The organism is Serratia ureilytica (genome assembly GCF_017309605.1).
GTDB lineage: Bacteria > Pseudomonadota > Gammaproteobacteria > Enterobacterales > Enterobacteriaceae > Serratia > Serratia ureilytica.
Genome location: NZ_CP071320.1, coordinates 2,765,854 through 2,787,296, shown reverse-complemented (window position 1 = coordinate 2,787,296; position 21,443 = coordinate 2,765,854). Strand labels below are relative to the sequence as shown.

Sequence of the window (21,443 nt, the reverse complement as noted above, 5' to 3'; positions counted from 1 at the left end):
AGCGCCGTCGGCGCTATCTGAGGACACAGCATGTTAAGCATCAAGAATTTGAAAGTCAGCGTGGAAGGCAACGAGATCCTCAAGGGATTGGATCTGGAGATCAAACCGGGCGAAGTGCACGCCATCATGGGGCCGAACGGCTCGGGCAAGAGCACGCTGTCCGCCACGCTGGCCGGGCGTGAAGAGTACGAAGTGACCGAAGGGGAAGTCACCTTCAAGGGCAAGGATCTGCTGGAGCTGGATCCGGAAGATCGCGCCGGCGAAGGCGTGTTCCTGGCCTTCCAGTACCCGGTGGAGATCCCCGGCGTCAGCAACCACTTCTTCCTGCAGACGTCGGTCAACGCGGTGCGCAAATACCGCGAGCAGGAGCCGCTGGATCGCTTTGACTTCGCCGATTTCATCGAAGAGAAAATCGCGCTGCTGGATATGCCGGCCGATCTGTTGACCCGTTCAGTCAACGTCGGCTTCTCCGGCGGTGAGAAAAAACGCAACGATATTCTGCAGATGGCGGCGCTGGAGCCGGATCTGTGCATTCTCGATGAAACCGACTCGGGCCTGGACATCGATGCGCTCAAAATCGTCGCCAACGGCGTCAACTCGCTGCGGGACGGCAAGCGCGCCTTTATCATCGTGACCCACTATCAGCGCATTCTGGACTACATCAAACCGGATTACGTACACGTGCTGTCCCAGGGGCGCATCGTTAAATCCGGCGATTTCTCGCTGGTGAAACAGTTGGAGGAGCAGGGCTATGGCTGGCTTACCGACCAACAGTAATTCAAACGCGCTGCAGCAGCTGTATCGTCTGTTCGAAGGCCGCGGCGGCGAGCGTTCGCCCCATGCGCTGGCGCACTGGCAGCAGGCGCTGAGACTCGGCTGGCCGACGCGCAAACATGAGAACTGGAAATACACGCCGCTCGAGGGGCTGCTGGAGCAGCAATTCCTTGAGCCGCAGCCCGCATCCGTGAACGCCGCGCAGCTCGAGGCGCTGGCGCTCGGTATCGACGCCTGCCGGCTGGTGTTTATCGATGGCCGCTACAGTGCCGCGCTCAGCGATGGCGATCTGGGCGACTACCAGTTCGAGCTGACCGCCTACGGCACGCCGCAGGCGCTGCCGGAGCCCATTCAGCCCGAAGTCTTCCTGCATCTGACCGAAAGCCTGGCGCAGGAAACCAGCCTGATTCGCTTGCCGGCCGGCAAGGCCCCGGCTCGTCCGTTGTACCTGCTGCATATCAGCAGCGGCCGCGGCGTGACGGGGGAAGTGAATACCGTGCATCATCGTCATCATCTGGAGATCGGGCGCGGGGCCGAGGCGGAAGTGATTGAACACTATGTCAGCCTGGGCGAGGCCGCGCACTTTACCGGCGCGCGCCTGACCGCCAACGTGGCGGACAACGCCGGGCTGTTGCACTGCAAGCTGGCGTTTGAAAGCCGGCCGAGCTACCACTTTGCCCATAACGATCTGGTCATCGGCCGCGACGCGCGGGTGAAAAGCGACAGCTTCCTGTTGGGCGCAGGCCTGACGCGCCACAACACCAGCGCGCAGCTGAACGGCGAAGGTGCCAATCTGGTGATCAACAGCCTGGTGCTGCCGGTGGGCAAGGAGATCTGCGATACCCGCACCTATCTGGAACACAACAAGGGCTACTGCGAAAGCCGCCAGCTGCATAAAACCGTGGTCAGCGATCGCGGCAAAGCGGTGTTCAACGGCATGATCAAAGTGGCCAAACACGCCATCAAAACCGACGGGCAGATGACCAACCACAATCTGTTGTTGGGGAAAGTGGCGGAAGTGGATACCAAGCCGCAGCTGGAGATCTACGCTGACGACGTCAAGTGCAGCCACGGCGCCACCGTGGGGCGTATCGATGAAGAACAGCTGTTTTATCTGCAGTCGCGCGGCATCGACAAACGCGCGGCGCAGCAGATGATTATCTTCGCCTTCGCCGCCGAGCTGACCGAAGGCATCGCCAACGACACCATCCGGGAACGGGTGCTGGCGCGCATCGCCCAGCGCCTGCCGGGGGAGGCTGCATGAGTTATCCGATTGAACGCGTGCGTGGTGACTTCCCGCTGCTGGCGCGCGAGGTGAACGGCCAACCGCTGGCCTACCTCGACAGCGCCGCCAGCGCGCAGAAACCGCAGACGGTGATCGACCGCGAACTGGATTTCTATCGCCACGGCTATGCCGCGGTGCATCGCGGCATCCACACCCTGAGCGCCGAGGCGACTCAGCAGATGGAAGCGGTGCGGGAACAGGCGGCGCGCTTTATCAACGCCGCCTCGGCGGAAGAGATGGTGTTCGTCAAGGGCACCACCGAAGGCATCAACCTGGTGGCCAACAGCTTTGGCCGCCACCGGCTGCAGCCGGGCGACGCGATTCTCATCACCGAGATGGAGCACCACGCCAACATCGTGCCCTGGCAGATGCTGGCGCAGGAGCGCGGTCTGCAGCTGCGGGTTTGGCCGCTGCAGCCCGACGGCACGCTGGATCTGGCGCAGTTGCCGGAACTGATCGACGCGTCCTGCAAACTGCTGGCGCTGACCGAGGTCTCCAACGTGCTGGGCACCGTCAACCCGGTGCGCGACATCATCGCCCGCGCCAGAGCCCTGGCGCCGGATCTGACGGTGTTGGTGGACGGCGCGCAGGCGGTGATGCACCAGCGCGTCGATGTTCAGGCGCTGGACTGCGATTTTTACGTGTTTTCCGGCCATAAGCTGTATGGCCCTTCCGGCATCGGCATGCTGTATGGGCGCCAGGCGCTCCTGCAGCAGATGCCACCGTGGGAAGGGGGCGGTTCGATGATCCGTCAGGTCAGCCTGACGGCGGGCACCACCTTCGCCGATCCGCCCTGGCGCTTCGAGGCTGGTTCGCCGAACACCGCTGGCATCATGGGGCTGGGCGCGGCGTTCGATTACGTCGAAGCCCTGGGGCTGAATGCGATCCGCGATTATGAACAGTCGCTGATGCATTACGCGCTTGAGGCGCTCAAGCAGGTGCCGACGCTGAAAATCTATGGTCCGGCGCATCGGGCCGGGGTGGTCGCTTTCAATTTGGGGGAACACCATGCCTATGACGTCGGCAGTTTCCTCGATCAGTACGGCATCGCCATTCGCACCGGCCACCATTGCGCCATGCCGCTGATGGCGTTTTATCAGGTGCCGAGCATGTGCCGCGCGTCGCTGGCATTATATAATACCCGCGAAGAGGTGGACCGGCTGGTGGCCGGGCTGCAACGCATTCATCAGCTGTTAGGCTAGCCGGGGCGCGTCCTCGGCGGTACAAAAGGATCCCCATGGCGAATTTGCCGGACAAAGACAAATTGGTGCGTAATTTCTCCCGCTGTTTGAACTGGGAGGAGAAATACCTGTACGTGATTGAACTCGGCGCCAAATTGCCGCCGCTGGACGAGGCCGAGCGGCAGGCCGAGAACCTGATTTCCGGCTGCCAGAGCCAGGTGTGGATCGTGATGCGCCGCGATGAGCAAGGGCAGGTCGAATTCCATGGCGATAGCGACGCGGCGATCGTCAAAGGGCTGCTGGCGGTGGTGTTTATTCTTTATCGTCAATTGACGCCACAGCAAATCGTCGAGCTCGACGTGCGGCCGTTTTTCACCGAGCTGGCGCTCAGCCAACATCTGACGCCTTCGCGCTCGCAGGGGCTGGAGGCGATGATCCGCGCCATTCGCAGTAAAGCCGCTCAGCTGGCCTGATCCTTAACGCCACTGCTCTTTAAAGGCTCATTGATATATTCGCTTTGTCAATGAGTCTTTACAATCCGCCGTTTTCCCCAGGGTTCATCCCCCAATTCAGTGATATTTCAGCAGCTTACCCATTGACGTTTCGTTGACAATCAACGACGGCGATTACGTTATAACGTGTTGATTTTTAGAGAACTTATTGCCTTTGATGCCAGCGTTGCTAGTATTAATCAGGTATTGTCTGATTTACCCACCGCCAGGCGCTCGTTAGCCTTGGGGGCGAACCGTCATAAAAAATATAGGGATGATAATGAAACGTGCGTTGAGTTTAATGGGCATGGTCTTCGCCACCGTACTGGCCGGCACGCAGGCCGCCAGTGCGACCGAATACCCGCTGCCGCCGCCGGACAGCCGTCTGATCGGCGAGAACACCACTTATACCGTGCCAAACGACGGCCGTCCGCTGGAGGCGATCGCCGCCGACTACAAGATTGGCCTGCTGGGCATGCTGGAAGCCAACCCCGGCACCGATCCGTTCCTGCCTAAACCAGGCACGGTGCTGACCATTCCGACCCAAATGCTGCTGCCTGACACCAAGCGTGAAGGGATCATCGTCAACCTGGCCGAGCTGCGCCTTTACTACTATCCGAAAGGCGAGAATAAAGTGATCGTCTATCCGATCGGTATCGGCCAGACCGGGATGCACACGCCGCTGGAGGTGACTTCTATCAGCCAAAAGATCCCTAACCCGACCTGGACGCCCACCGCCAACATCCGCAAGCGCTATCAATCCCAGGGCGTGACGCTGCCTGCGGTGGTGCCGGCCGGCCCTGAGAACCCGATGGGGCTGTTCGCCCTGCGTCTGGCGATGGGGCGCGGTGAATACCTGATCCACGGTACCAACGCCAACTTCGGTATCGGCATGCGCGTCAGCTCCGGCTGTATTCGCCTGCGTCCGACGGATATCGAGGCGCTGTTCAACATGGTGCCGCGCGGTACGCGGGTGCAAGTGATCAACGATCCGGTGAAGATTTCGGTCGAGCCGGACGGCAAACGCTATGTGGAAGTGCACCAGCCGCTGTCGCGGGTGGAAAGCGACGATCCGCAGACCATGCCGATCGCGTTGTCTAAAGCGGAGAAAGCCTTTGCTGCCGATGGGCAAACCGATCGCGCCGTGTTCGATAGCGCGGTTGTCCGCCGCTCTGGCATGCCGGTGCTGGTCAACGTAGGGGAGAGCCCGTCTGAGGTGAGTTTAACGCCTGCAGCGGCTCCTGCGGCGAATAAGAGCCCATTCAAGGCAGCGCCAATCAGCTCGGTGAACTAAGTTTGCCGGATTGAGCGGTCGAAGAGGGGTTCAGCGTGCTGAACCTCTTTTTTTTGCCTGCCGCGCTGGAAAGCCCAGGCCGACAAACAGACAAAAAAAACGGCGCACAATGTGCGCCGTTTTCAATAACCAAAGCTATCTTACTTTTTGTAAGCGTGAGCTTGGTTGTCCAGACGCTGGTTAGCGCGTGCTGCGTCGTCTTTAGCCGCTTGAACGTCAGAACGCATTGCGTTCACGTCGTTGCTCAGCTGATCAACTTTAGCGTTCAGAGTCTGAACGTCAGAAGACAGTTGATCGATTTTAGCGTTGCTAGAGCAGCCAGCCAGCAGAGTGGAACCCAGGATTACCGCGCCCAGTACCAGTTTAGTACGATTCATTATAACACCCTCTAGATTGAGTTAATCTCCATGTAGCGTTACAAGTATTACACAAACTTTTTTCGAAAGAGAATAATTTTTTAGTGTTGAGGTGCTTTATTTTGATCGTTCGCTCAAACTTGCATCTGGTTTTACAAATTAGTTAAAAAAACGAGGGAAAACAGCCGGCTTCCATGGGACTACTCCGATTTGTTATTAGCTAAATAATGAGCAGATCGCGGTTGCGTTTTGAGAAAAATAGTTTACTGCCGATAAAAAAAACGCCGCAAAGCGGCGTTTTGATCAAGATAATTATGTCACGTTTTATATTACAGCACGTGTACCGAGGCGGTGTTGGTGGTGCCGCTCGGCACCAGCGCGCCGGAAACCATCACCACGACGTCGCCTTTTTGCGCCAGGCCGCTGGCCAGCGCGGCTTCTTTACCAATGCGGTAGAAGTCATCGGTGGAGGCGATTTCTTTGACCATCTGCGGGATAACGCCCTTGCTCAGCACCAGCTGATGCGCGGTGGTCTGGTTGGTGGTCAGCGCCAGGATCACGGCGTTCGGGAAGTATTTACGCACGGATTTCGCTGACTTGCCGCCGCTGGTGGCGACGACGATCAGCGGCGCGTCCAGTTTTTCGGCGGTTTCAACCGCGCCGCGGCATACCGCTTCGGTGATGCGCAGCTTGCGGCGATCGTTCAGGGTATCGATGCGGCTTGGCATCACGCGATCGGTGCGTTCGCAGATGGTCGCCATGATGTTGACCGCTTCCAGCGGGTATTTGCCCTTGGCGCTTTCGCCGGACAGCATGACGGCGTCGGTGCCGTCCAGAATGGCGTTGGCGACGTCACCGGCTTCCGCACGGGTAGGGCGCGGGTTCTTGATCATGGAATCGAGCATCTGGGTGGCGGTGATCACCACTTTACGCGCACGGTTGCATTTTTCGATCATCATCTTCTGGGCGAAGATCACTTCTTCTACCGGGATTTCAACGCCCAGATCGCCGCGGGCAACCATGATGCCGTCGGACGCTTCGAGAATTTCGTCGAAGTTGTTCAGGCCTTCCTGGTTCTCGATCTTGGAGATGATCTGGATCTGCTCGCCGCCGTGCGCTTTCAGGTGCTCGCGGATCTCCAGCACGTCGGAGCGTTTACGGATAAAGGACGCCGCCACGAAGTCGACGCCTTGCTCGCAGCCGAAGATCAGGTCGCGTTTGTCTTTCTCGGCCAGCGCAGGCAGCTGGATGGACACGCCCGGCAGGTTGACGCCTTTGTTCTCGCCCAGGTCGCCGTTGTTCAGCACCTTGCAAACGACTTCGTTCTCGGTCACGTTGGTGACTTCCATGCCGATCAGGCCGTCGTCAACCAGCACGGTGTTGCCGATCTTCAGGTCGGCGGCGAAGCCGGCGTAGGTCACCGCCACGCGTTCGCTGTTGCCGATCACGCTCTGGTCGGTGGTGAAGGTGAAGGTTTGGCCGGCGACCAGAGAGGCGTCTTTGCCGCCTTCCAGTTTCATGGTGCGAATTTCCGGGCCTTTGGTATCCAGCAGGATGCCGGCGTTGATACCGGTTTTCGCCATCACGGCGCGCATGTTCTTGATGCGGTTGCCGTGCTCTTCATAGTCGCCGTGAGAGAAGTTGAGACGCATCACGTTCATGCCCGCATTGAGCAGGTTGGTCAGCATTTCTTCCGATTCGGTTTTTGGACCGATGGTACAAACAATTTTGGTCTTTTTCATGGCGGAGTTTTCTACAAGTTGTGATGGATAAAAAAACGAATTTGACCGGCGTTGTTTACGCCGATAGGGAATTTGAGCCGTGCCTGGTGGTGAAAAACATAGTTAAGGATAGGTGACGACAGTTGATGTGGGGCGGAAAAATTCAGCCCGCGCGGGGGCGCGGGGATGCTGCGCAACGGGGTGAGATTAAATCGTGTTGTTATTGCGTTTTCGCAGATCAAGGGCTGAAACCATTCAACTGATAGACGTTGCGCATTATAAAGGCTAAGCGGCGGGAAACAAAATAAAAAACCGCGGCGGTGCGGCGGATATGTCAAAACGAGGGCAAATGTGGCGCAAATGCAACGCGTTGCGTACGGCTTGTTGCGCAAATAACCTTGCTGTAAATGCGGCTTAGCGCGTTTGCGGGATTTCCAGCAGCACACCGGCGCTCAGGCAGAAGCAGCCGCTGGCGACGTTGGCCGGCAGGGTCAGGCTCTCGCCGGCCCGCACTATCCGCGTGTCGCCGCCGAGGGTGAACTCGAATTCACCCGATATCACCCGGGTTTGCAGCGCGTGCGCGGGCTTTTGCAGCTGGCCGAAGGCCCCGGTCTCGAAACGCACTTCCGCTGCCGGCGAACCGTCGCTCATCACGCCTTCACGACGGGCAAGGCCATTGTCGAGCGGTAAAAAGGGGGTGTTGGCGGTGAAGGTGGTCATGTAGCGTTCCTGATGGCTGATGGCGGTAGTTCGGCGCAATCGACATGAAAAATCGAGCGGTCGGGCAGAGACGAAACAGCGAGAATTATAACGCGATAGGGGGAGAGGTGAATCAGCAATATGGTGCGTCCGAGTGGACTCGAACCACCGACCCCCACCATGTCAAGGTGGTGCTCTAACCAACTGAGCTACGGACGCACTGCACTGCTTGTGAAATTTGGTGCGTCCGAGTGGACTCGAACCACCGACCCCCACCATGTCAAGGTGGTGCTCTAACCAACTGAGCTACGGACGCACTGTACTGCTTCTGGAATTTGGTGCGTCCGAGTGGACTCGAACCACCGACCCCCACCATGTCAAGGTGGTGCTCTAACCAACTGAGCTACGGACGCATCTTTTCCTGTCTGTCATGGCTGACAGCGGGGACGAATATTAACGAGCTACCCGCGTGCTGGCAAGGGGAAAAACGCAATTTTATTCGGTATTTCACGCGATTGCTGAGGTTGTGCGCAGACAGGCGTTTTTTTCCGCAACCCGCTGCCCGGCCGGGGAGAAAACCGGCCGGGAACGGACTCAGCGGGTAGAACGCTGCAGGATGACGGTGGTCGGCTGTTTCTGCAGCCAGCGCATGCGCAGCGCCATCATGATGGCGGCGAAGGTCAGGCCGATGATAAAGCCGATCCAGAAACCGCTCGGCCCCATTGCCGGCACCACCGCATCGGTCAGCGCCAGCAGATAGCCGCTCGGCAGGCCCAACACCCAGTAAGCGATGAAGGTGATGAAGAAGATCGCGCGAGTATCTTTATAACCGCGCAGCACGCCGCTGCCGATCACCTGGATTGAATCCGAGATTTGATACAGCGCCGCCAGCAGCATCAGCTGCGAGGCCATCGCCACCACCGCCGGGCTGTCGTTGTACAGCAGGGCGATCGGTTCGCGGAAGGTGGCGGTAAACAGCGCAGTGCAGACGGCCATGGTGATGCCGACGCCGATGGCGGAGTATGCGGCGACGCGCGCGCCTTCTACCGACCCTTCTCCCAGACGATAACCGACGCGAATGGTGGCGCCGACGCCCAGCGACAGCGGCAACACGAACATCAGCGCGCTGAAGTTAAGCGCGATCTGGTGGCCGGCGACCGCGACGATCCCGAGCGGCGACACCAGCAACGCCACCACGGCGAACAGGGTGACTTCGAAGAACAGCGCCAGCGCCACCGGCATACCGATGCCGATCAGGCGCTTCAGCGCCGCCCAGTCCGGGCCGCCGAGATCGCCTGTCTGGCGCTTGATGTCGCGCTGCGACGGCGCGCGCTTCACGTACCAGCGCATCATCAGGAACATGATCCAGTAGACGCTGCCGGTGGCGACGCCGCAGCCCACGCCGCCCAGTTCCGGCATGCCGAACTTGCCGTAGATGAAGATGTAGTTGATCGGGATATTCACCAGCAGGCCGAGGAAGCCGATCACCATGCCGGGCTTGGTTTTGGACAGCCCTTCGCACTGGTTGCGCATCACCTGGAAGAACAGATAGCCCGGCGCGCCCCACATGATGGCGTGCAGATAACCGACGGCTTTATCCGCCAGCTGCGGATCGATGTTGTGCATCATGTCGATGACGAATTTGCAGTTATACAGCACGACGATCAACAGTACGGAAACGCCGGAGGCCAGCCAGAAGCCCTGACGCACCTGATGGGCGATGCGATCGCGACGGCCGGCGCCGTTTAACTGGGCGATCACTGGGGTCAGCGCCAGCAGCAGGCCGTGACCGAACAGGATGGCCGGCAGCCAGATAGAGGTGCCGACCGCCACCGCCGCCATATCGGTGGCGCTGTAAGCGCCGGCCATGATGGTATCCACCACGCCCATGGCGGTTTGCGAGATTTGCGCGATGATCACCGGGATAGCGAGAGCCAATAAACTACGCGCTTCAATTAAGTACTTCTGCACGCATACACCTTTCTATTTTATATATGTGGGAGGGAGGGCTGCCGCGAGAGGACAACAATTAAAATAGCGGAATTTTGTCAAAAATATTGTACCTGCTCGGCGTCGTTAAGCAAACGCCGCAGATAAATAGTTATTAAATGCGCAGGCACGCGTTTTTTGCCGTCGCGGATTTGGTTTTCAGCGCCAACTGGGGCAAACTGCCGGAAGCGTTTTAATCTATTGAGTAAGAAGAGGCACATATGTTCACCGGTATCGTACAAGGCACCGCGCCGCTGGTCGCCATTGATGAGAAACCCAATTTCCGCACCCATGTGATCGAGATGCCTGCAGAACTGCTGCCGGGGCTGGAGCTGGGCGCGTCGGTGGCCCATAACGGCTGCTGCCTGACCGTCACCGCGGTGGAAGGCAACCGCGTCAGCTTCGATTTGATCAAGGAAACGTTGCGCCTGACCAACCTCGGCGATCTGGCGCTGGGCGACATCGTCAATATCGAGCGCGCGGCGAAATTCAATGATGAAATTGGCGGTCATTTGATGTCCGGCCATATTATATGCACGGCGGAAGTGGCCAAAATTTATACCTCGGAAAATAACCGTCAGGTATGGCTGCGCATGCCGAATGCGGAATTGATGAAATATGTGCTGCACAAAGGTTTCATCGGCATCGACGGCATTAGTCTGACCATCGGCGAAGTGGTGAATAACCGTTTCTGCGTGCATCTGATCCCGGAAACCCTGGAGCGCACCACGCTGGGTAAGAAACGCCTGGGCGATAAGGTGAACATCGAGATCGATCCGCAGACGCAGGCGGTAGTGGACACCGTCGAACGCGTGCTGGCCAATCGGGAAGCGACGCTGGCGGCGGCGGTGGCGCCGGCGCACAAAGACTGACAGCGATTCGGGCGTTGCCGCCGGAGTCGAATCATAAGCAGAGAGGAGAAACGCGTGAAGTTTTATGGGAAAACGTTGTTGTTAACCGCGTTGCTGGCGCTGAGCGCCTGCAGCAGTTCACCTGAGCAGGGCGGCGGCGCGCAAGTGGCCGATGCGGACGATACCTGCGGCGCTTCGCAGTATCAAAACTACGTCGGCAAGCCGATGACGTCGCTGGAAGGCGTGCGGATCGAATCCAAGGTGCGCGCCATTCCGTACAACTCTGCCGTCACCATGGATTTCAACCTGCGCCGTCTGAACTTCCTCGGCGATAGCAACGATAAAATCATCCGCGTTTACTGCGGCTAAGCCGCCTGGTTCGAAAGAGCAAAAAAAGCCCCGGCGATGAGGTTGCCGGGGCTTTTTTTATTAGGGGAGCGTTCAGCGTGCGACGCGGATGCCGCCTTCAACGCCTTTCGGGCTGAACACCACCTGCCACAGCTGCAGATCGCGCGCCCGAAACGCGCCGGCGCAGGCGTTCAGGTAATAGCTGAACATCCGCTCGAAGCGCTCGGAATAACGTGGAGCAAGCTGCGGCCACGCCTGCTTGAAGCGCTCGAACCAGGCCATCAGCGTGCGATCGTAGTCGGCGCCGATGTTGTGCCAGTCTTCCATCACGAAATGGCCTTCGCTGGCCTCGGCGATATGCCTCACCGAGGGCAGGCAGCCGTTCGGGAAGATATATTTGTTGATCCACGGATCGACGTTCATGTCGGTCTTGTTGGAACCGATGGTGTGCAGCAGGAACAGGCCGTGCGGCGCCAGATTGCGCTCTACCACGTTGAAATAGGTGCGATAGTTTTTCGGCCCGACGTGCTCGAACATGCCGACCGAGACGATGCGATCGAACTGCTGATGCAGATCACGATAGTCCTGCAGCAGGATCTGCACGTCCAGCCCGGCGCAGCGTGCCTGAGCCAGCTTCTGCTGCTCGGCGGAAATGGTCACGCCGACCACCGACACGCCGTAATTTTTCGCCGCATAGGCGGAGAGGCCGCCCCAGCCGCAGCCGATGTCCAGCAAGCGCATGCCCGGCTGCAGCTGCAGTTTTTCGCAGATCATCCGCAGTTTCGCTTCTTGCGCTTCCTCCAGCGTGGCGGCGTCTTTCCAGTAGCCGCAGGAGTACTGCATGTAAGGATCGAGCATCAGCGTAAACAGATCGTTGCCAAGATCGTAATGCTCTTTGCCGACGATCCAGGCGCGCTTTTTCGATTGCAGATTGGTCAGGCGCGCCGCGGCGATACGCAGGGTATCTTTCAGGTGGTGGGGGAGCTTCTTCTCCAGCCCGGCGCTGACCACGCGCTGGAAGAATATATCCAGCCGCTCGCATTCCCACCAACCATCCATATAGCTCTCGCCTAGACCCAGGGAGCCTTGCTGCAAAACGCGTTTAAAGAATTCGGGGTTTTTAACCTGAATATCGAAAGGGCGCGATCCGTTAATTTCGATACCGGCCAGACCGAGCATTTCGTGCGCGATACGGTACCACTGGTTATCCTGGATGCTCAGATCTTCTATACACGATGAACTCATAGCTTCTCCATCACCTTCTTCTGACTGATGACCCGTTAGGAAACAGCTTAGACAATTTCTGCGGGTGCATACGTATACCGACGGGAAATAAGCCCGCGGCGTCTGATATCCGACTATGAACAGAGGAAATTTAAAGAAGCGACCCGACGCAAACGGCGCAGGATAAACGCCTCTTCAAAAAAGAGTGTGACGCAAGACGCGTACACAACAGCTAATTGAGATATAGAGATTATAAGGTGTTACTTTACAAGGTTGTTTTTGAGTATAGGCGCGCCGAGGCATTGACTCAACTGTAAATCGCACTCGGCACGCATATTCTTTAAGTGATTATTTAGCTTGGCAATTATGACGCTGAGTTAGCATGTTCGCGCGCCGTTTCTTGCGGCGCCTTGGCCGCTTTTCCCCGCTGCAGGAAATACCCCAGCGCGGCCAGTATCACCGTGGACACCATCACCGTCACCGTCGCCAACAGCGGCTGCGCAATAAACGTCGATACCAGCATGCTCGCCACGAAACACAGCCCCAGCTGCAGCGTATTTTGCAGCGCGGCGGCTTTGCCGCTGCTGTCCGGGAACGGCATCAGCGCGTTGGCCACCATGATCGGATAGCCGGCGCCGTTGACCAGCGCCATCACGCAGAACGGGATCAGGAGCGTGGTGAGCGTCGGATTGGTCAGGGTTGCCACCAGATACAGGGCCACCATGCTGACAGCATAAGCTACCAGCAGCCACGGCAGCAGGGTTTTGCCATTGATGCGCTTGAGCGCGGCGCGGCACCCGTAACCGCCCAGCAGGAAGGCCAGCGTCTGCGGCACATAGCTCAGGCCGATGTCGCTCGGGCCGTAGCCCATATCACCGAGGATAAACGGCGAGCCGGTCAGCCAGGCGAAGAAACCGGCCGAACAGGCGGCGTACATGGCGACATTGCCACTGAATACCGGGGATTTCAATAATTGCCAAAAACTGACGCTGCTTTTTGGCGCGTCGACGGCGGGTTTTGGCCTGGCGTTCTCTTTGAGCAGCAGCGTCGGCAACAGCAACAAGGCGGTGATGGCCAGCAGCACGGCGAAGATCGCGCGCCAGCTGGCGTGGTTCAGCAGCCAGGCGCCCAGCAGCGGCGCCAGCGCCGGCGATAGCGCCACCAGCGGCATGATGGTGGCGAATACGCGGTTGGCCTGGCCTTCACGATAGCGGTCGACCACCAGCGCTTGCCAGATGGCGGCGGCGGAACAGACACCTACGGCCTGAATAAAGCGCAGTATCCAGAGCTGCGCGGCATTTTCCACCCACAGCATGCCCAGGCAGCCGAGCGCGAACAGCGTTAGGCCAATCAACAATACCGGTTTGCGTCCCAGACGGTCGGAGAGCGGCCCCCACAGCAGCTGCGCGAAGGCGAAGCCGGCCAAAAAGATGCTCAGGCTGGCGCTGACCGCGCCGGCGGAAATTTGCAGTTCCTCCCGCATGGCGCCGAAGGCGGGCAGGTACATATCGGTCGCCAGATAACCCAGCATGCTCAGGCCGGCGAGGTAGAACATAAAACCAAAGGAATTTCGCATGGTATTTCTCGTTAATATTTTAGTGTCGCAGGTTTTTAGCGCCGGCCAGTGTATCCGGCTGGATCTCTGCTTGTGAAACGGTAATATTTGCAAAGTGCTGTTAAAAAAATTGAAGGCAAAGCGATGTGGTCTGAATATTCTCTCGAGGTCGTTGATGCGGTGGCGCGCACCGGCAGTTTCAGCGCGGCGGCGCAGGAGCTGCACCGGGTGCCGTCGGCGGTAAGTTATACCGTGCGGCAGCTGGAGCAATGGCTGGCGGTGCCGCTGTTTGAGCGGCGTCACCGAGATGTGGAACTGACGCCGGCCGGCGCGCTGTTTATCAAGGATGCGCGAGCTGTTATCAAAAAAATGCTCGACACCCGCCGCCACTGTCAACAGGTGGCCAACGGCTGGCGCGGTCAGCTGAATATCGCGGTGGACATCATCGTCAAACCGCAGCGCAGCCGCCAGCTGGTGCTGGATTTCTACCGTCATTTCCCCGACGTCGAGTTGATGCTGCAACCCGAGGTGTTTAACGGCGTGTGGGATGCGTTGGTGGACGGCAGGGTGGACATGGCGATCGGCGCCACCCGCGCGGTGCCGGTCGGCGGCGGCTTCGCTTTCCGCGACATGGGGGATATGAACTGGCTGTGCGTAGTCAGCCCACAGCATCCGCTGGCGCAGCTGGCAGGGCCGTTGAATGACGATCGGTTGAGGCCGTACCCTGCGCTTTGTCTGGAAGACACCTCGCGCAATCTGCCCAAGCGCGTCACCTGGACGCTGGATAACCAGCGGCGGCTGGTGGTGCCGGACTGGACCTCGGCGCTCGACTGTTTGTGCGCCGGATTGTGCGTCGGCATGATGCCGGCGCATCTGGCGCTGCCGCGGGTGCAGCGCGGTGAGCTGAAGGCGTTGCAGTTGCAGCAGCCGTTTCCCGCCAGCCCCTGCTGCCTGACCTGGCAACAGGATAAACCGTCACCGGCGATGAGCTGGCTGCTGGCGTATTTGGGCGATGGCGAGACGCTGAATCAGGAGTGGCTGAGTGAGGCGGCACCGGAAGCCGTGCCGGCTTCCGGTAGGGAGGAGGATCAGCGGCGGTAGTCGATGAACGGACCGTCGGCGACCGAACGGCGTTCGACCAGCTTCGGATGCACTTCGATCACCTGCGATTCTTCGCGCTTGCTGATGATGCGATCCAGCAGCATGGTGAAGGCCATTTCGCCCAGACGTTCTTTCGGCTGATGAATGGTGGTCAGCGCCGGGGTGAAGTAGCGGGCGTTGCGCACGTTGTCGTAGCCGATCACGGAAATATCCTGCGGCACCCGCAGCCCCAGTTCGTCGGCGGCGCAGATGGCGCCCATCGCCATGATGTCGCCGCCGCAGAATACCGCGGTCGGTCGCTGTTTCTGCGACAGAATTTGATGCATCGCCTTGTAACCGGACTCCGGCTCGAAGTCACCCTGGACTATCCACTCTTCGCGAATATCGATATGCGCTTCCTGCAGCGCCTTCATAAAGCCCTGATGACGGCCGCCGCCGGTGTTGCGCGACAGCTGGCCCGGGATAGCGCCGATATCGCGGTGGCCGCGCTCGATCAGGTAACGGCCGGCCAGATAGCCGCCTTCGAACGCGTTATCGATGATGGTGTCGGTGAAGTCGCCGCGCGCGGCGCCCCAGTCCATTACCACCATCGGGATGTTGCGGTAGTCTTCCAGCATGCCCAGCAGCTGATCCGGGTATTCGGAACACATGACCAGCAGGCCGTCGACGCGCTTTTGCGCCAGCATCGCCAGGTAGGCGCGCTGTTTGTCCAGATTGTTGTGCGAGTTGCACAGGATCAGGGTATAGCCTTTGCTGTAGCAGCTGTTTTCCACCGCCTCGATCACTTCGGCAAAGTAGGGCGCTTCGCTCGAGGTGGCCAGCAGACCGATAGACTTGGTGTGATTGACTTTCAGGCTGCGCGCCACGGCGCTCGGCGAGTAGTGCAGCTCTTTGATGGCGGCCCACACGGCCGCTTTGGTCTCTTCGGCGACGAAACGAGTCTTATTGATGACGTGCGAAACGGTGGTGGTGGAAACGCCCGCGCGTTTGGCCACATCTTTAATCGTTGCCATGTAAGGAATGACTCCTGAACTCACATGTTTACAGCATGTAAGTGTGATGTTAATCGTTTGCCTACGTAGATCCTTCTCCAGAGAAGCGAAAACTGAGTTTTTAGTGTTGAAGTCGTCAGCGCTAATCAGGAGGGGCATGAATGCCGGTACGCAGTTGTGAACTGCGAATTTTGTCGCATATTGAACAAAAGTGGAAGAGGTAATCGAGATTATAAACCGGGAAATGATAACAAGATTTTATCGGCGAACTGTGGGAAAATGATTTGACGTACTAATTGTGCGCCTTTTATCCTTAGGAAAGCCCATTTTAAAGGAGTTGTCATGGATACCGATCTGAAGATGTCGCTGTTCACCACCGTTTGCGCATTGGCGATGATCATCGCTTTCAGCTTTGTCGCCGCGTTGAACTGATTTCCCGCCAGTTTTAAAAAAGGCGCAGCCAAGCTGCGCCTCATCACTTAGGCAAGCCCTGCGCTTACGCCAGGTTTTCCGCCGCGAAGGTCCAGTTGACCAACGCCCAGAAGTTTTCCAGGTATTTTGGACGCGCATTGCGGTAATCGATGTAATACGCGTGTTCCCACACGTCAACGGTCAGCAGCGGTTTGTCTTCGCCGGTCAGCGGGGTTGCCGCGTTGGAAGTGTTGACGATCGCCAGCGCGCCGTCCGGTTTTTTTACCAGCCAGGTCCAGCCGGCACCGAAGTTTTTCACGGCGGCATCGGTGAACTGCTCTTTGAACGCAGCGAAAGAGCCGAAGGATTTGACGATCGCCGCCGCCAGTTCGCCCTGCGGTTCACCGCCGCCCTGTGGCGACAGGCAGTGCCAGTAGAAGGTGTGGTTCCACACCTGCGCGGCGTTGTTGAACACGCCGCCGTTAGAGGTCTTGATGATCTCTTCGAGCGATTTGCCTTCGAACTCGCTGCCTTTCACCAGGTTGTTCAGGTTAACCACGTAGGTGTTGTGGTGTTTGCCGTAGTGGTATTCCAGAGTCTCGGCGGAGATGTGCGGCTCGAGCGCGTTTTTCTCATACGGTAATGCAGGTAATTCAAACGACATTGCTTCCTCCTTTACAGCGCCATTCAGCTTCTCGCCGGGGCGAACGCCGGATGGGCCGTTTTTTATTGTGGTCATTCAATCTTAACAATTTTCATCATAAAAAACAGGAGGAAAAGCGAGAAATGCGCGTGGGGGAGTGCGATGGGCGATAGCTTGAGCAGGCGGTTGCGGCCGAGGCCGCAACCGCGAAGAGCAGGGAATTAACGGATGGTTTTCGGCGTTACTACGCGGCGAGCGCCGATGTAGTGGTTCTGCCAATAGTCGTTATCGAGCTGGCTGATGCGGATCTCTTCGCCGGTGCGCGGCGACTGGATGAATTTGCCGTTGCCGAGGTAGACGCCGACATGATCCGCCACGCCGCGGTTGTTAATGCGGAAGAACACCAGATCGCCGCTTTCCAGTTCGCTTTTCTTGATCGGCGCCGCGTCGCGCAGGTGATACATTTCGTTGGCGGTGCGCGGCATCTTGATTTTCACCACGTCTTTATAGGCGTAATAGATGAGGCCGCTGCAGTCAAAGCCGGTGCGCGGCGAGCTGCCGCCCCAGCGGTAAGGCTTGCCCATCTGATCCATCAGCTTGGCCATCGCGGTCTGCTTGGCGTGCTGGTAACGCTTTTTGTGCGCTGGGCTGAGTTTCAATGGTTTTTCATCACGCGCCAGCTTGGCGGTGGCCATACCGGCTTCGCGGTGGCGGCCATAGCCTTTTTTGTAGCCCTTTTTCGGCGGGGTGACTTTAATTTTGGCGGTTTTCTGCGCTTTGGCCTTGGGTTTGGCGCTGACGATCTTTTTCGCGCTTTTCTCGCTTTTGACCTTGGCGGTCTTGGTTTTTTTCTCGGGGGCCGTCACTTTGGCTTTTTTGGCGGCTTTATCCGCTTTCTTTTTTCTGCGGTCATCGGGCCGCGCTTCATTGGCATGGCTTTTACGCTGCTCGGCGGCAACACGCGCCTGTGGCGCAGCGTGCGCCAAATTGAAGAAGAGCTGCGTAAACAGCAGCGCAAAGAGCGTAAGAATTAAACGCATGTCGACGTCACCAACCTTGGCCCCGAAACGGATATCGAAAGAGTTACAGTATTCCCGAATTTCGCCATATAAAACAGCGAAGAACTCATAAATAATAATCCATATTGTGAGAAAACGTTAATGACATTTTTTTTGGTTTAAAATCAGCCTGTTGATGTATAAAAAAGCGCCAGGCGGCGGTAGCGGATATAATTAAGCCGCGCCGTCATCGCGGCGCAATATATTAGTGAAATGGTCGGATTAAAAATGTTATTCTCAACGTATGTTTTGACCGGAATGACGTGGCCGGTGAAACGCGATCGGCGGCGGGCGAATATCCTTGCAAAAGATGGCGTTTTCTTGCGACTGTTCCAGCCGCTACAATAGCCCGCGTGATGCATGTTGTAGCCATGAAATGTGGCTTGAGGAAGCAATAAATGACGACGACACTTGAAAAAATTCAGCACCAGATCGCTGAAAACCCGATTCTGCTGTACATGAAGGGTTCGCCAAAGCTGCCGAGCTGCGGCTTCTCTGCGCAGGCTGTGCAAGCGCTGTCCGCCTGCGGCGAGCGTTTCGCCTATGTGGATATTCTGCAAAACCCGGACATCCGCGCCGAGTTGCCAAAATACGCCAACTGGCCGACTTTCCCGCAGCTGTGGGTAGACGGTGAACTGGTCGGCGGTTGCGATATCATCATCGAAATGTATCAGCGCGGCGAATTGCAGCAGCTGATCAAAGAAACGGCAGAAAAGTATAAAGCGCAGGAAGACCAGCAGTCTTAATCGACAGACGTGCGGTTATCGCGTAACGGGCGGCGCCAGTGCAAACTGGGCCGCCTTTTTTATTGGGCTTATTCGGCGAGGTCGCCGGCGGGCAGCGGCCAGCCGCCGAGACGCTTCCAGCGGTTAACCAGCTCACAAAACAGCAGGGCGGTTTGTTCGGTGTCGTACAGCGCGGAGTGCGCCTGGCTGCTGTCGAACGGCATGCCGGCAGCGATGCAGGCTTTGGCCAGCACCGTTTGCCCCAGCACCAGGCCGCTCAGCGCAGCGGTGTCGAAGGTGGCGAACGGATGGAACGGATTACGCTTCAAACCGGCGCGTTCGGCCGCGGCCATCAGGAAGCTGTGATCGAAGTTGGCGTTGTGCGCGACGATAATGGCCCGGTTGCAACCGCGATCCTTGAGCCCTTTGCGCACCGCTTTGAAAATGGCGTGCAGCGCGTCGTATTCGCTGACCGCACCGCGCAGCGGGTTGTGCGGATCGATGCCGTTAAACGCCAGCGCTTCCGGTTGCAGGTTGGCGCCCTCGAAAGGCTCCACGTGGAAGTGCAGGGTTTCGTCGCGCTGCAGCCAGCCGTCTTCATCCATTTTCAGCGTCACGGCGGCGATTTCCAGCAGCGCATCGGTATTGGCGTTGAAGCCGGCGGTTTCAACATCTATTACTACGGGATAAAACCCACGAAAACGACCACTCAGGGCGTTAAGATCACTTTTTTCGGCCATCAGTTTCTTATCTTCATCGAATGCAGCGCGCATTATGGCAAATTTTGCGCCCGGTTGCAGGCGCTATCGCGCGGAGAATCAGCGGGGCGCAGGCGCGCCCCGAGAGAGGCTTAGTGGCCGAGGCCTTGGCCGGCGTGTTTGTTTTCGATCAGCTCGATTTTATAACCGTCCGGATCTTCGACGAACGCGATCACCGTGGTGCCGCCTTTCACTGGGCCGGCCTCACGGGTGACGTTGCCGCCGGCGCGGCGGATGTTGTCGCAGGTGGCGGCGACGTCGTCCACGCCCAGCGCCAGGTGGCCGAAGGCGGTGCCCATGTCGTAGCTGTCGGTGCCCCAGTTATAGGTCAGTTCGATAACCGCGCCTTCGCTCTCTTCCGTATAGCCGACAAAAGCCAGCGAGTATTTGTACTCCGGGTTTTCGCTGGTGCGCAGCAGGCGCATGCCTAATACCTTGGTGTAGAAGTCGATGGAGCGTTGCAGATCACCGACGCGGATCATGGTATGGAGTAAGCGCATAATTCCTCTGAATTGACTGTGCCGTGGCAGACGGCGGGTGGATTGAAGCACAAGCGAGTATAGCCTTGTCCCGCAAGGGAATTCAACGTGACGAGTTGGTGACGATGTCACTTTTTGCCCCCTCGCCATGGGTGTTTAAATATTGATCGAGTGTACCGATCGATACGAAGTAATTGATCTGCACAATCAATTATCAATTCCGCGCGTAACCGTGTAGAAATTGACCTGTAGCAGATAACAACACCAGGGAACGTCGGCCCGCCTTGTGCGGGCCTTTTTGCGTGCATAAAAAACGGCCAGGCGGTTGCGTGGCCGTTTAGGATCAGGACGGGTTACTTCGTCAGAAACGGATAGTCGGTATAACCTTCGGCGCCACCGCCGTAGAAGGTTTCCGGCTTAGGTTCGTTGAGCGGGGCGTGTTGACGGAAACGCTCGACCAAATCCGGATTGGCGATGTAGCTACGGCCAAAGGCCACCGCGTCGATGAAGCCTTTTTCGATCAACGCTTCGGCTTTTTCAGCGGTGTAGGCGCCGGCGCCGACGATCACCCCTTTAAAGTGGGCGCGCACCGAGTCACGGAAGGCGTCGGAATACGGTTTGCCGCCGGCCCAGTCCGGTTCGGAGATGTGCAGATAGGCGATGTTGCGTTTGTTCAGCTCTTCCACCAGGTACAGCGCCGCTTCTTCCTGATCTTCACCGTTGTCCAGGCCGTTGAACGGCCCCAGCGGCGAGATGCGGATGCCGATGTGCTCGGAGCCCCATTCTGCGATGGCGGCGTCGACCACTTCCAGCGTCAGGCGGGTGCGATTCTCGATGCTGCCGCCGTATTGATCGGTACGCTGGTTAGACGCCGGAGACATGAACTGGTGCAGCAGATAGCCGTGAGCCGCATGCAGCTCGATAAAGTCGAAGCCGGCTTCACGCGCGTTGGCGGTCGCCTGGCGGAAATCGTTGACGATGCCCGGGATCTCGCTGGTTTCCAGCGCGCGCGGCGTAGAGGTCGGTACGCGCACCCAGGCGCCGGTTTCGTCACGCACGGTGGTGCGGGTGTCTGCGTTGATCGCCGAAGGGGCGACCGGCGCTTGTCCGCCCGGCTGGAGGCTGGTGTGGGAGATGCGGCCTACGTGCCACAGCTGTACGGCGATGTGGCCGTTTTTGTCGTGTACCGCCTGCGTGATGTGTTTCCAAGCGGCGATCTGCTCCGGGGTATGCAGGCCCGGCGCACCGGCGTAGCCTTTCGCCTGGAAGGAAATCTGCGTCGCTTCGGTCACGATCAGACCGGCGCCGGCGCGCTGCGCATAATACTCCGCCATCAGCGGCGTGGGAATGTCGCCCGGTTCGATGCTGCGCAGACGCGTCAGCGGAGCCATAAACACGCGGTTGGGCAGGGTGACTGCGCCAACTTTCAGCGGAGAGAGCAATTTTTCAGTCTTCATAGTGCATCCTGTATTTAATAGACCGGTCGTCTAGTTATGGGCGATAAAAAA

Annotated in this window: 22 protein-coding genes and 3 tRNA genes; 10 read left to right on the top strand and 15 right to left on the bottom strand. The window is 58.3% G+C overall.

The annotated features are described in order from the left end of the window. Positions 1–30: 30 nt before the first annotated feature. The 5 genes from sufC to J0X03_RS12945 all read left to right on the top strand — a co-directional run bounded on the left by sufC (position 31) and on the right by J0X03_RS12945 (position 5,025). On the top strand, positions 31–777 hold the full coding sequence (gene sufC / locus J0X03_RS12965) for a Fe-S cluster assembly ATPase SufC (protein WP_004931365.1): 747 nt from the start codon (positions 31–33) through the stop codon (positions 775–777). Beyond that, positions 752–2,038, top strand: a complete 1,287-nt coding sequence (sufD, locus tag J0X03_RS12960; protein WP_160204249.1) for a Fe-S cluster assembly protein SufD — start codon at positions 752–754, stop codon at positions 2,036–2,038. Before sufC ends, sufD begins: the two co-directional genes overlap by 26 nt. After that, on the top strand, positions 2,035–3,261 hold the full coding sequence (sufS, locus tag J0X03_RS12955; RefSeq protein WP_160204250.1) for a cysteine desulfurase SufS: 1,227 nt from the start codon (positions 2,035–2,037) through the stop codon (positions 3,259–3,261). Before sufD ends, sufS begins: the two co-directional genes overlap by 4 nt. Before the next feature lie 35 nt (positions 3,262–3,296). Further along, the gene (gene sufE / locus J0X03_RS12950) at positions 3,297–3,713 is read left to right on the top strand and encodes a cysteine desulfuration protein SufE (protein ID WP_047026200.1); all 417 of its coding nucleotides are present in this window, start codon (positions 3,297–3,299) and stop codon (positions 3,711–3,713) included. 298 nt (positions 3,714–4,011) lie between these two features. Continuing rightward, positions 4,012–5,025: a L,D-transpeptidase family protein gene (locus J0X03_RS12945; RefSeq protein WP_033652724.1), complete on the top strand. Its 1,014-nt coding sequence runs from the start codon at positions 4,012–4,014 to the stop codon at positions 5,023–5,025. 140 nt (positions 5,026–5,165) lie between these two features. On the opposite strand, the gene J0X03_RS12940 is transcribed toward J0X03_RS12945, so the two are convergent. The 7 genes from J0X03_RS12940 to J0X03_RS12910 form a co-directional block, all read right to left on the bottom strand. Then, positions 5,166–5,402, bottom strand: a complete 237-nt coding sequence (locus J0X03_RS12940) for a major outer membrane lipoprotein (RefSeq protein WP_004931354.1) — start codon at positions 5,400–5,402, stop codon at positions 5,166–5,168. A gap of 308 nt (positions 5,403–5,710) precedes the next feature. After that, positions 5,711–7,123 carry a pyruvate kinase PykF gene (gene pykF, locus J0X03_RS12935; protein ID WP_033642909.1) on the bottom strand — a complete coding sequence of 471 codons (1,413 nt, stop codon included), beginning with the start codon at positions 7,121–7,123 and terminating at the stop codon, positions 5,711–5,713. Between the two features lie 393 nt (positions 7,124–7,516). After that, the gene (locus J0X03_RS12930) at positions 7,517–7,822 is read right to left on the bottom strand and encodes a cupin domain-containing protein (RefSeq protein WP_099782863.1); all 306 of its coding nucleotides are present in this window, start codon (positions 7,820–7,822) and stop codon (positions 7,517–7,519) included. Between the two features lie 121 nt (positions 7,823–7,943). After that, positions 7,944–8,020, bottom strand: a tRNA-Val gene (locus tag J0X03_RS12925). A gap of 20 nt (positions 8,021–8,040) precedes the next feature. Beyond that, positions 8,041–8,117, bottom strand: a tRNA-Val gene (locus J0X03_RS12920). Between the two features lie 20 nt (positions 8,118–8,137). Further along, a tRNA-Val gene (locus tag J0X03_RS12915) sits at positions 8,138–8,214 on the bottom strand. 181 nt (positions 8,215–8,395) lie between these two features. Beyond that, positions 8,396–9,772, bottom strand: coding sequence for an MATE family efflux transporter (locus tag J0X03_RS12910; RefSeq protein ID WP_033642911.1), 1,377 nt, complete (start codon positions 9,770–9,772; stop codon positions 8,396–8,398). 239 nt (positions 9,773–10,011) lie between these two features. Between J0X03_RS12910 and J0X03_RS12905 the strand changes: the two genes are divergently transcribed. After that, complete coding sequence (locus J0X03_RS12905; protein ID WP_033642912.1) at positions 10,012–10,662, top strand: riboflavin synthase; 651 nt, start codon at positions 10,012–10,014, stop codon at positions 10,660–10,662. Positions 10,663–10,716: 54 nt separating this feature from the next. Then, positions 10,717–11,010, top strand: a complete 294-nt coding sequence (locus tag J0X03_RS12900) for an I78 family peptidase inhibitor (protein WP_033642913.1) — start codon at positions 10,717–10,719, stop codon at positions 11,008–11,010. A 72-nt stretch (positions 11,011–11,082) separates the two neighbouring features. On the opposite strand, the gene cfa is transcribed toward J0X03_RS12900, so the two are convergent. After that, a complete protein-coding gene (gene cfa, locus J0X03_RS12895) occupies positions 11,083–12,234 on the bottom strand; it encodes a cyclopropane fatty acyl phospholipid synthase (protein ID WP_033642914.1) in 1,152 nt (383 codons plus the stop codon). A gap of 343 nt (positions 12,235–12,577) precedes the next feature. Then, positions 12,578–13,789, bottom strand: coding sequence for a purine nucleoside transporter PunC (gene punC, locus J0X03_RS12890; protein WP_069100772.1), 1,212 nt, complete (start codon positions 13,787–13,789; stop codon positions 12,578–12,580). A 123-nt stretch (positions 13,790–13,912) separates the two neighbouring features. On the opposite strand from punC, the gene punR reads away from it, so the two are divergent. Next, positions 13,913–14,869: a DNA-binding transcriptional activator PunR gene (punR, locus tag J0X03_RS12885; protein WP_047026199.1), complete on the top strand. Its 957-nt coding sequence runs from the start codon at positions 13,913–13,915 to the stop codon at positions 14,867–14,869. On the opposite strand, the gene purR is transcribed toward punR, so the two are convergent. Next, positions 14,857–15,882 (bottom strand): HTH-type transcriptional repressor PurR, encoded by a 1,026-nt coding sequence (purR, locus tag J0X03_RS12880; RefSeq protein ID WP_004931336.1) that lies wholly within the window; start codon positions 15,880–15,882, stop codon positions 14,857–14,859. The two genes, punR and purR, sit on opposite strands and share 13 nt — an antisense overlap. Before the next feature lie 321 nt (positions 15,883–16,203). Here purR and cydH point away from each other — a divergent pair, with 321 nt between their 5' ends. Continuing rightward, entirely contained in the window at positions 16,204–16,293 is a 90-nt protein-coding gene (gene cydH / locus J0X03_RS12875) for a cytochrome bd-I oxidase subunit CydH (RefSeq protein WP_094143265.1), read from the top strand. Between the two features lie 64 nt (positions 16,294–16,357). Here cydH and sodB read toward each other — a convergent pair whose 3' ends face one another. Together sodB and J0X03_RS12865 are read right to left on the bottom strand one after the other, a co-directional pair. Then, positions 16,358–16,936: a superoxide dismutase [Fe] gene (gene sodB / locus J0X03_RS12870; protein ID WP_004931333.1), complete on the bottom strand. Its 579-nt coding sequence runs from the start codon at positions 16,934–16,936 to the stop codon at positions 16,358–16,360. A 200-nt stretch (positions 16,937–17,136) separates the two neighbouring features. Then, a complete protein-coding gene (locus J0X03_RS12865) occupies positions 17,137–17,955 on the bottom strand; it encodes a C40 family peptidase (protein ID WP_042784370.1) in 819 nt (272 codons plus the stop codon). 416 nt (positions 17,956–18,371) lie between these two features. On the opposite strand from J0X03_RS12865, the gene J0X03_RS12860 reads away from it, so the two are divergent. After that, positions 18,372–18,719, top strand: coding sequence for a Grx4 family monothiol glutaredoxin (locus J0X03_RS12860; RefSeq protein WP_004931329.1), 348 nt, complete (start codon positions 18,372–18,374; stop codon positions 18,717–18,719). A gap of 68 nt (positions 18,720–18,787) precedes the next feature. Here the strand turns inward: J0X03_RS12860 and rnt are convergent, their stop codons facing one another. The 3 genes from rnt to nemA all read right to left on the bottom strand — a co-directional run bounded on the left by rnt (position 18,788) and on the right by nemA (position 21,392). After that, positions 18,788–19,471, bottom strand: a complete 684-nt coding sequence (gene rnt, locus J0X03_RS12855) for a ribonuclease T (protein ID WP_016927925.1) — start codon at positions 19,469–19,471, stop codon at positions 18,788–18,790. Positions 19,472–19,548: 77 nt separating this feature from the next. Further along, positions 19,549–19,956 (bottom strand): lactoylglutathione lyase, encoded by a 408-nt coding sequence (gene gloA / locus J0X03_RS12850; protein ID WP_033652600.1) that lies wholly within the window; start codon positions 19,954–19,956, stop codon positions 19,549–19,551. A gap of 332 nt (positions 19,957–20,288) precedes the next feature. Next, a complete protein-coding gene (nemA, locus tag J0X03_RS12845) occupies positions 20,289–21,392 on the bottom strand; it encodes an alkene reductase (protein WP_033642920.1) in 1,104 nt (367 codons plus the stop codon). Between the last annotated feature and the right edge of the window lie 51 nt (positions 21,393–21,443).

Excerpts from the sequence above, each read along its gene's own strand:
- pykF (WP_033642909.1), bottom strand. The coding sequence starts at position 7,123 with ATGAAAAAGACCAAAATTGTTTGTACCATCGGTCCAAAAACCGAATCG.
- J0X03_RS12945 (WP_033652724.1), top strand. The coding sequence starts at position 4,012 with ATGAAACGTGCGTTGAGTTTAATGGGCATGGTCTTCGCCACCGTACTG.
- sufS (WP_160204250.1), top strand. The coding sequence starts at position 2,035 with ATGAGTTATCCGATTGAACGCGTGCGTGGTGACTTCCCGCTGCTGGCG.
- cfa (WP_033642914.1), bottom strand. The coding sequence starts at position 12,234 with ATGAGTTCATCGTGTATAGAAGATCTGAGCATCCAGGATAACCAGTGG.
- J0X03_RS12905 (WP_033642912.1), top strand. The coding sequence starts at position 10,012 with ATGTTCACCGGTATCGTACAAGGCACCGCGCCGCTGGTCGCCATTGAT.
- sodB (WP_004931333.1), bottom strand. The coding sequence starts at position 16,936 with ATGTCGTTTGAATTACCTGCATTACCGTATGAGAAAAACGCGCTCGAG.
- cydH (WP_094143265.1), top strand. The coding sequence starts at position 16,204 with ATGGATACCGATCTGAAGATGTCGCTGTTCACCACCGTTTGCGCATTG.
- sufD (WP_160204249.1), top strand. The coding sequence starts at position 752 with ATGGCTGGCTTACCGACCAACAGTAATTCAAACGCGCTGCAGCAGCTG.
- sufE (WP_047026200.1), top strand. The coding sequence starts at position 3,297 with ATGGCGAATTTGCCGGACAAAGACAAATTGGTGCGTAATTTCTCCCGC.
- rnt (WP_016927925.1), bottom strand. The coding sequence starts at position 19,471 with ATGCGCGCTGCATTCGATGAAGATAAGAAACTGATGGCCGAAAAAAGT.
- sufC (WP_004931365.1), top strand. The coding sequence starts at position 31 with ATGTTAAGCATCAAGAATTTGAAAGTCAGCGTGGAAGGCAACGAGATC.
- J0X03_RS12930 (WP_099782863.1), bottom strand. The coding sequence starts at position 7,822 with ATGACCACCTTCACCGCCAACACCCCCTTTTTACCGCTCGACAATGGC.
- purR (WP_004931336.1), bottom strand. The coding sequence starts at position 15,882 with ATGGCAACGATTAAAGATGTGGCCAAACGCGCGGGCGTTTCCACCACC.
- J0X03_RS12940 (WP_004931354.1), bottom strand. The coding sequence starts at position 5,402 with ATGAATCGTACTAAACTGGTACTGGGCGCGGTAATCCTGGGTTCCACT.
- J0X03_RS12865 (WP_042784370.1), bottom strand. The coding sequence starts at position 17,955 with ATGCGTTTAATTCTTACGCTCTTTGCGCTGCTGTTTACGCAGCTCTTC.
- punC (WP_069100772.1), bottom strand. The coding sequence starts at position 13,789 with ATGCGAAATTCCTTTGGTTTTATGTTCTACCTCGCCGGCCTGAGCATG.
- gloA (WP_033652600.1), bottom strand. The coding sequence starts at position 19,956 with ATGCGCTTACTCCATACCATGATCCGCGTCGGTGATCTGCAACGCTCC.
- nemA (WP_033642920.1), bottom strand. The coding sequence starts at position 21,392 with ATGAAGACTGAAAAATTGCTCTCTCCGCTGAAAGTTGGCGCAGTCACC.
- punR (WP_047026199.1), top strand. The coding sequence starts at position 13,913 with ATGTGGTCTGAATATTCTCTCGAGGTCGTTGATGCGGTGGCGCGCACC.
- J0X03_RS12860 (WP_004931329.1), top strand. The coding sequence starts at position 18,372 with ATGACGACGACACTTGAAAAAATTCAGCACCAGATCGCTGAAAACCCG.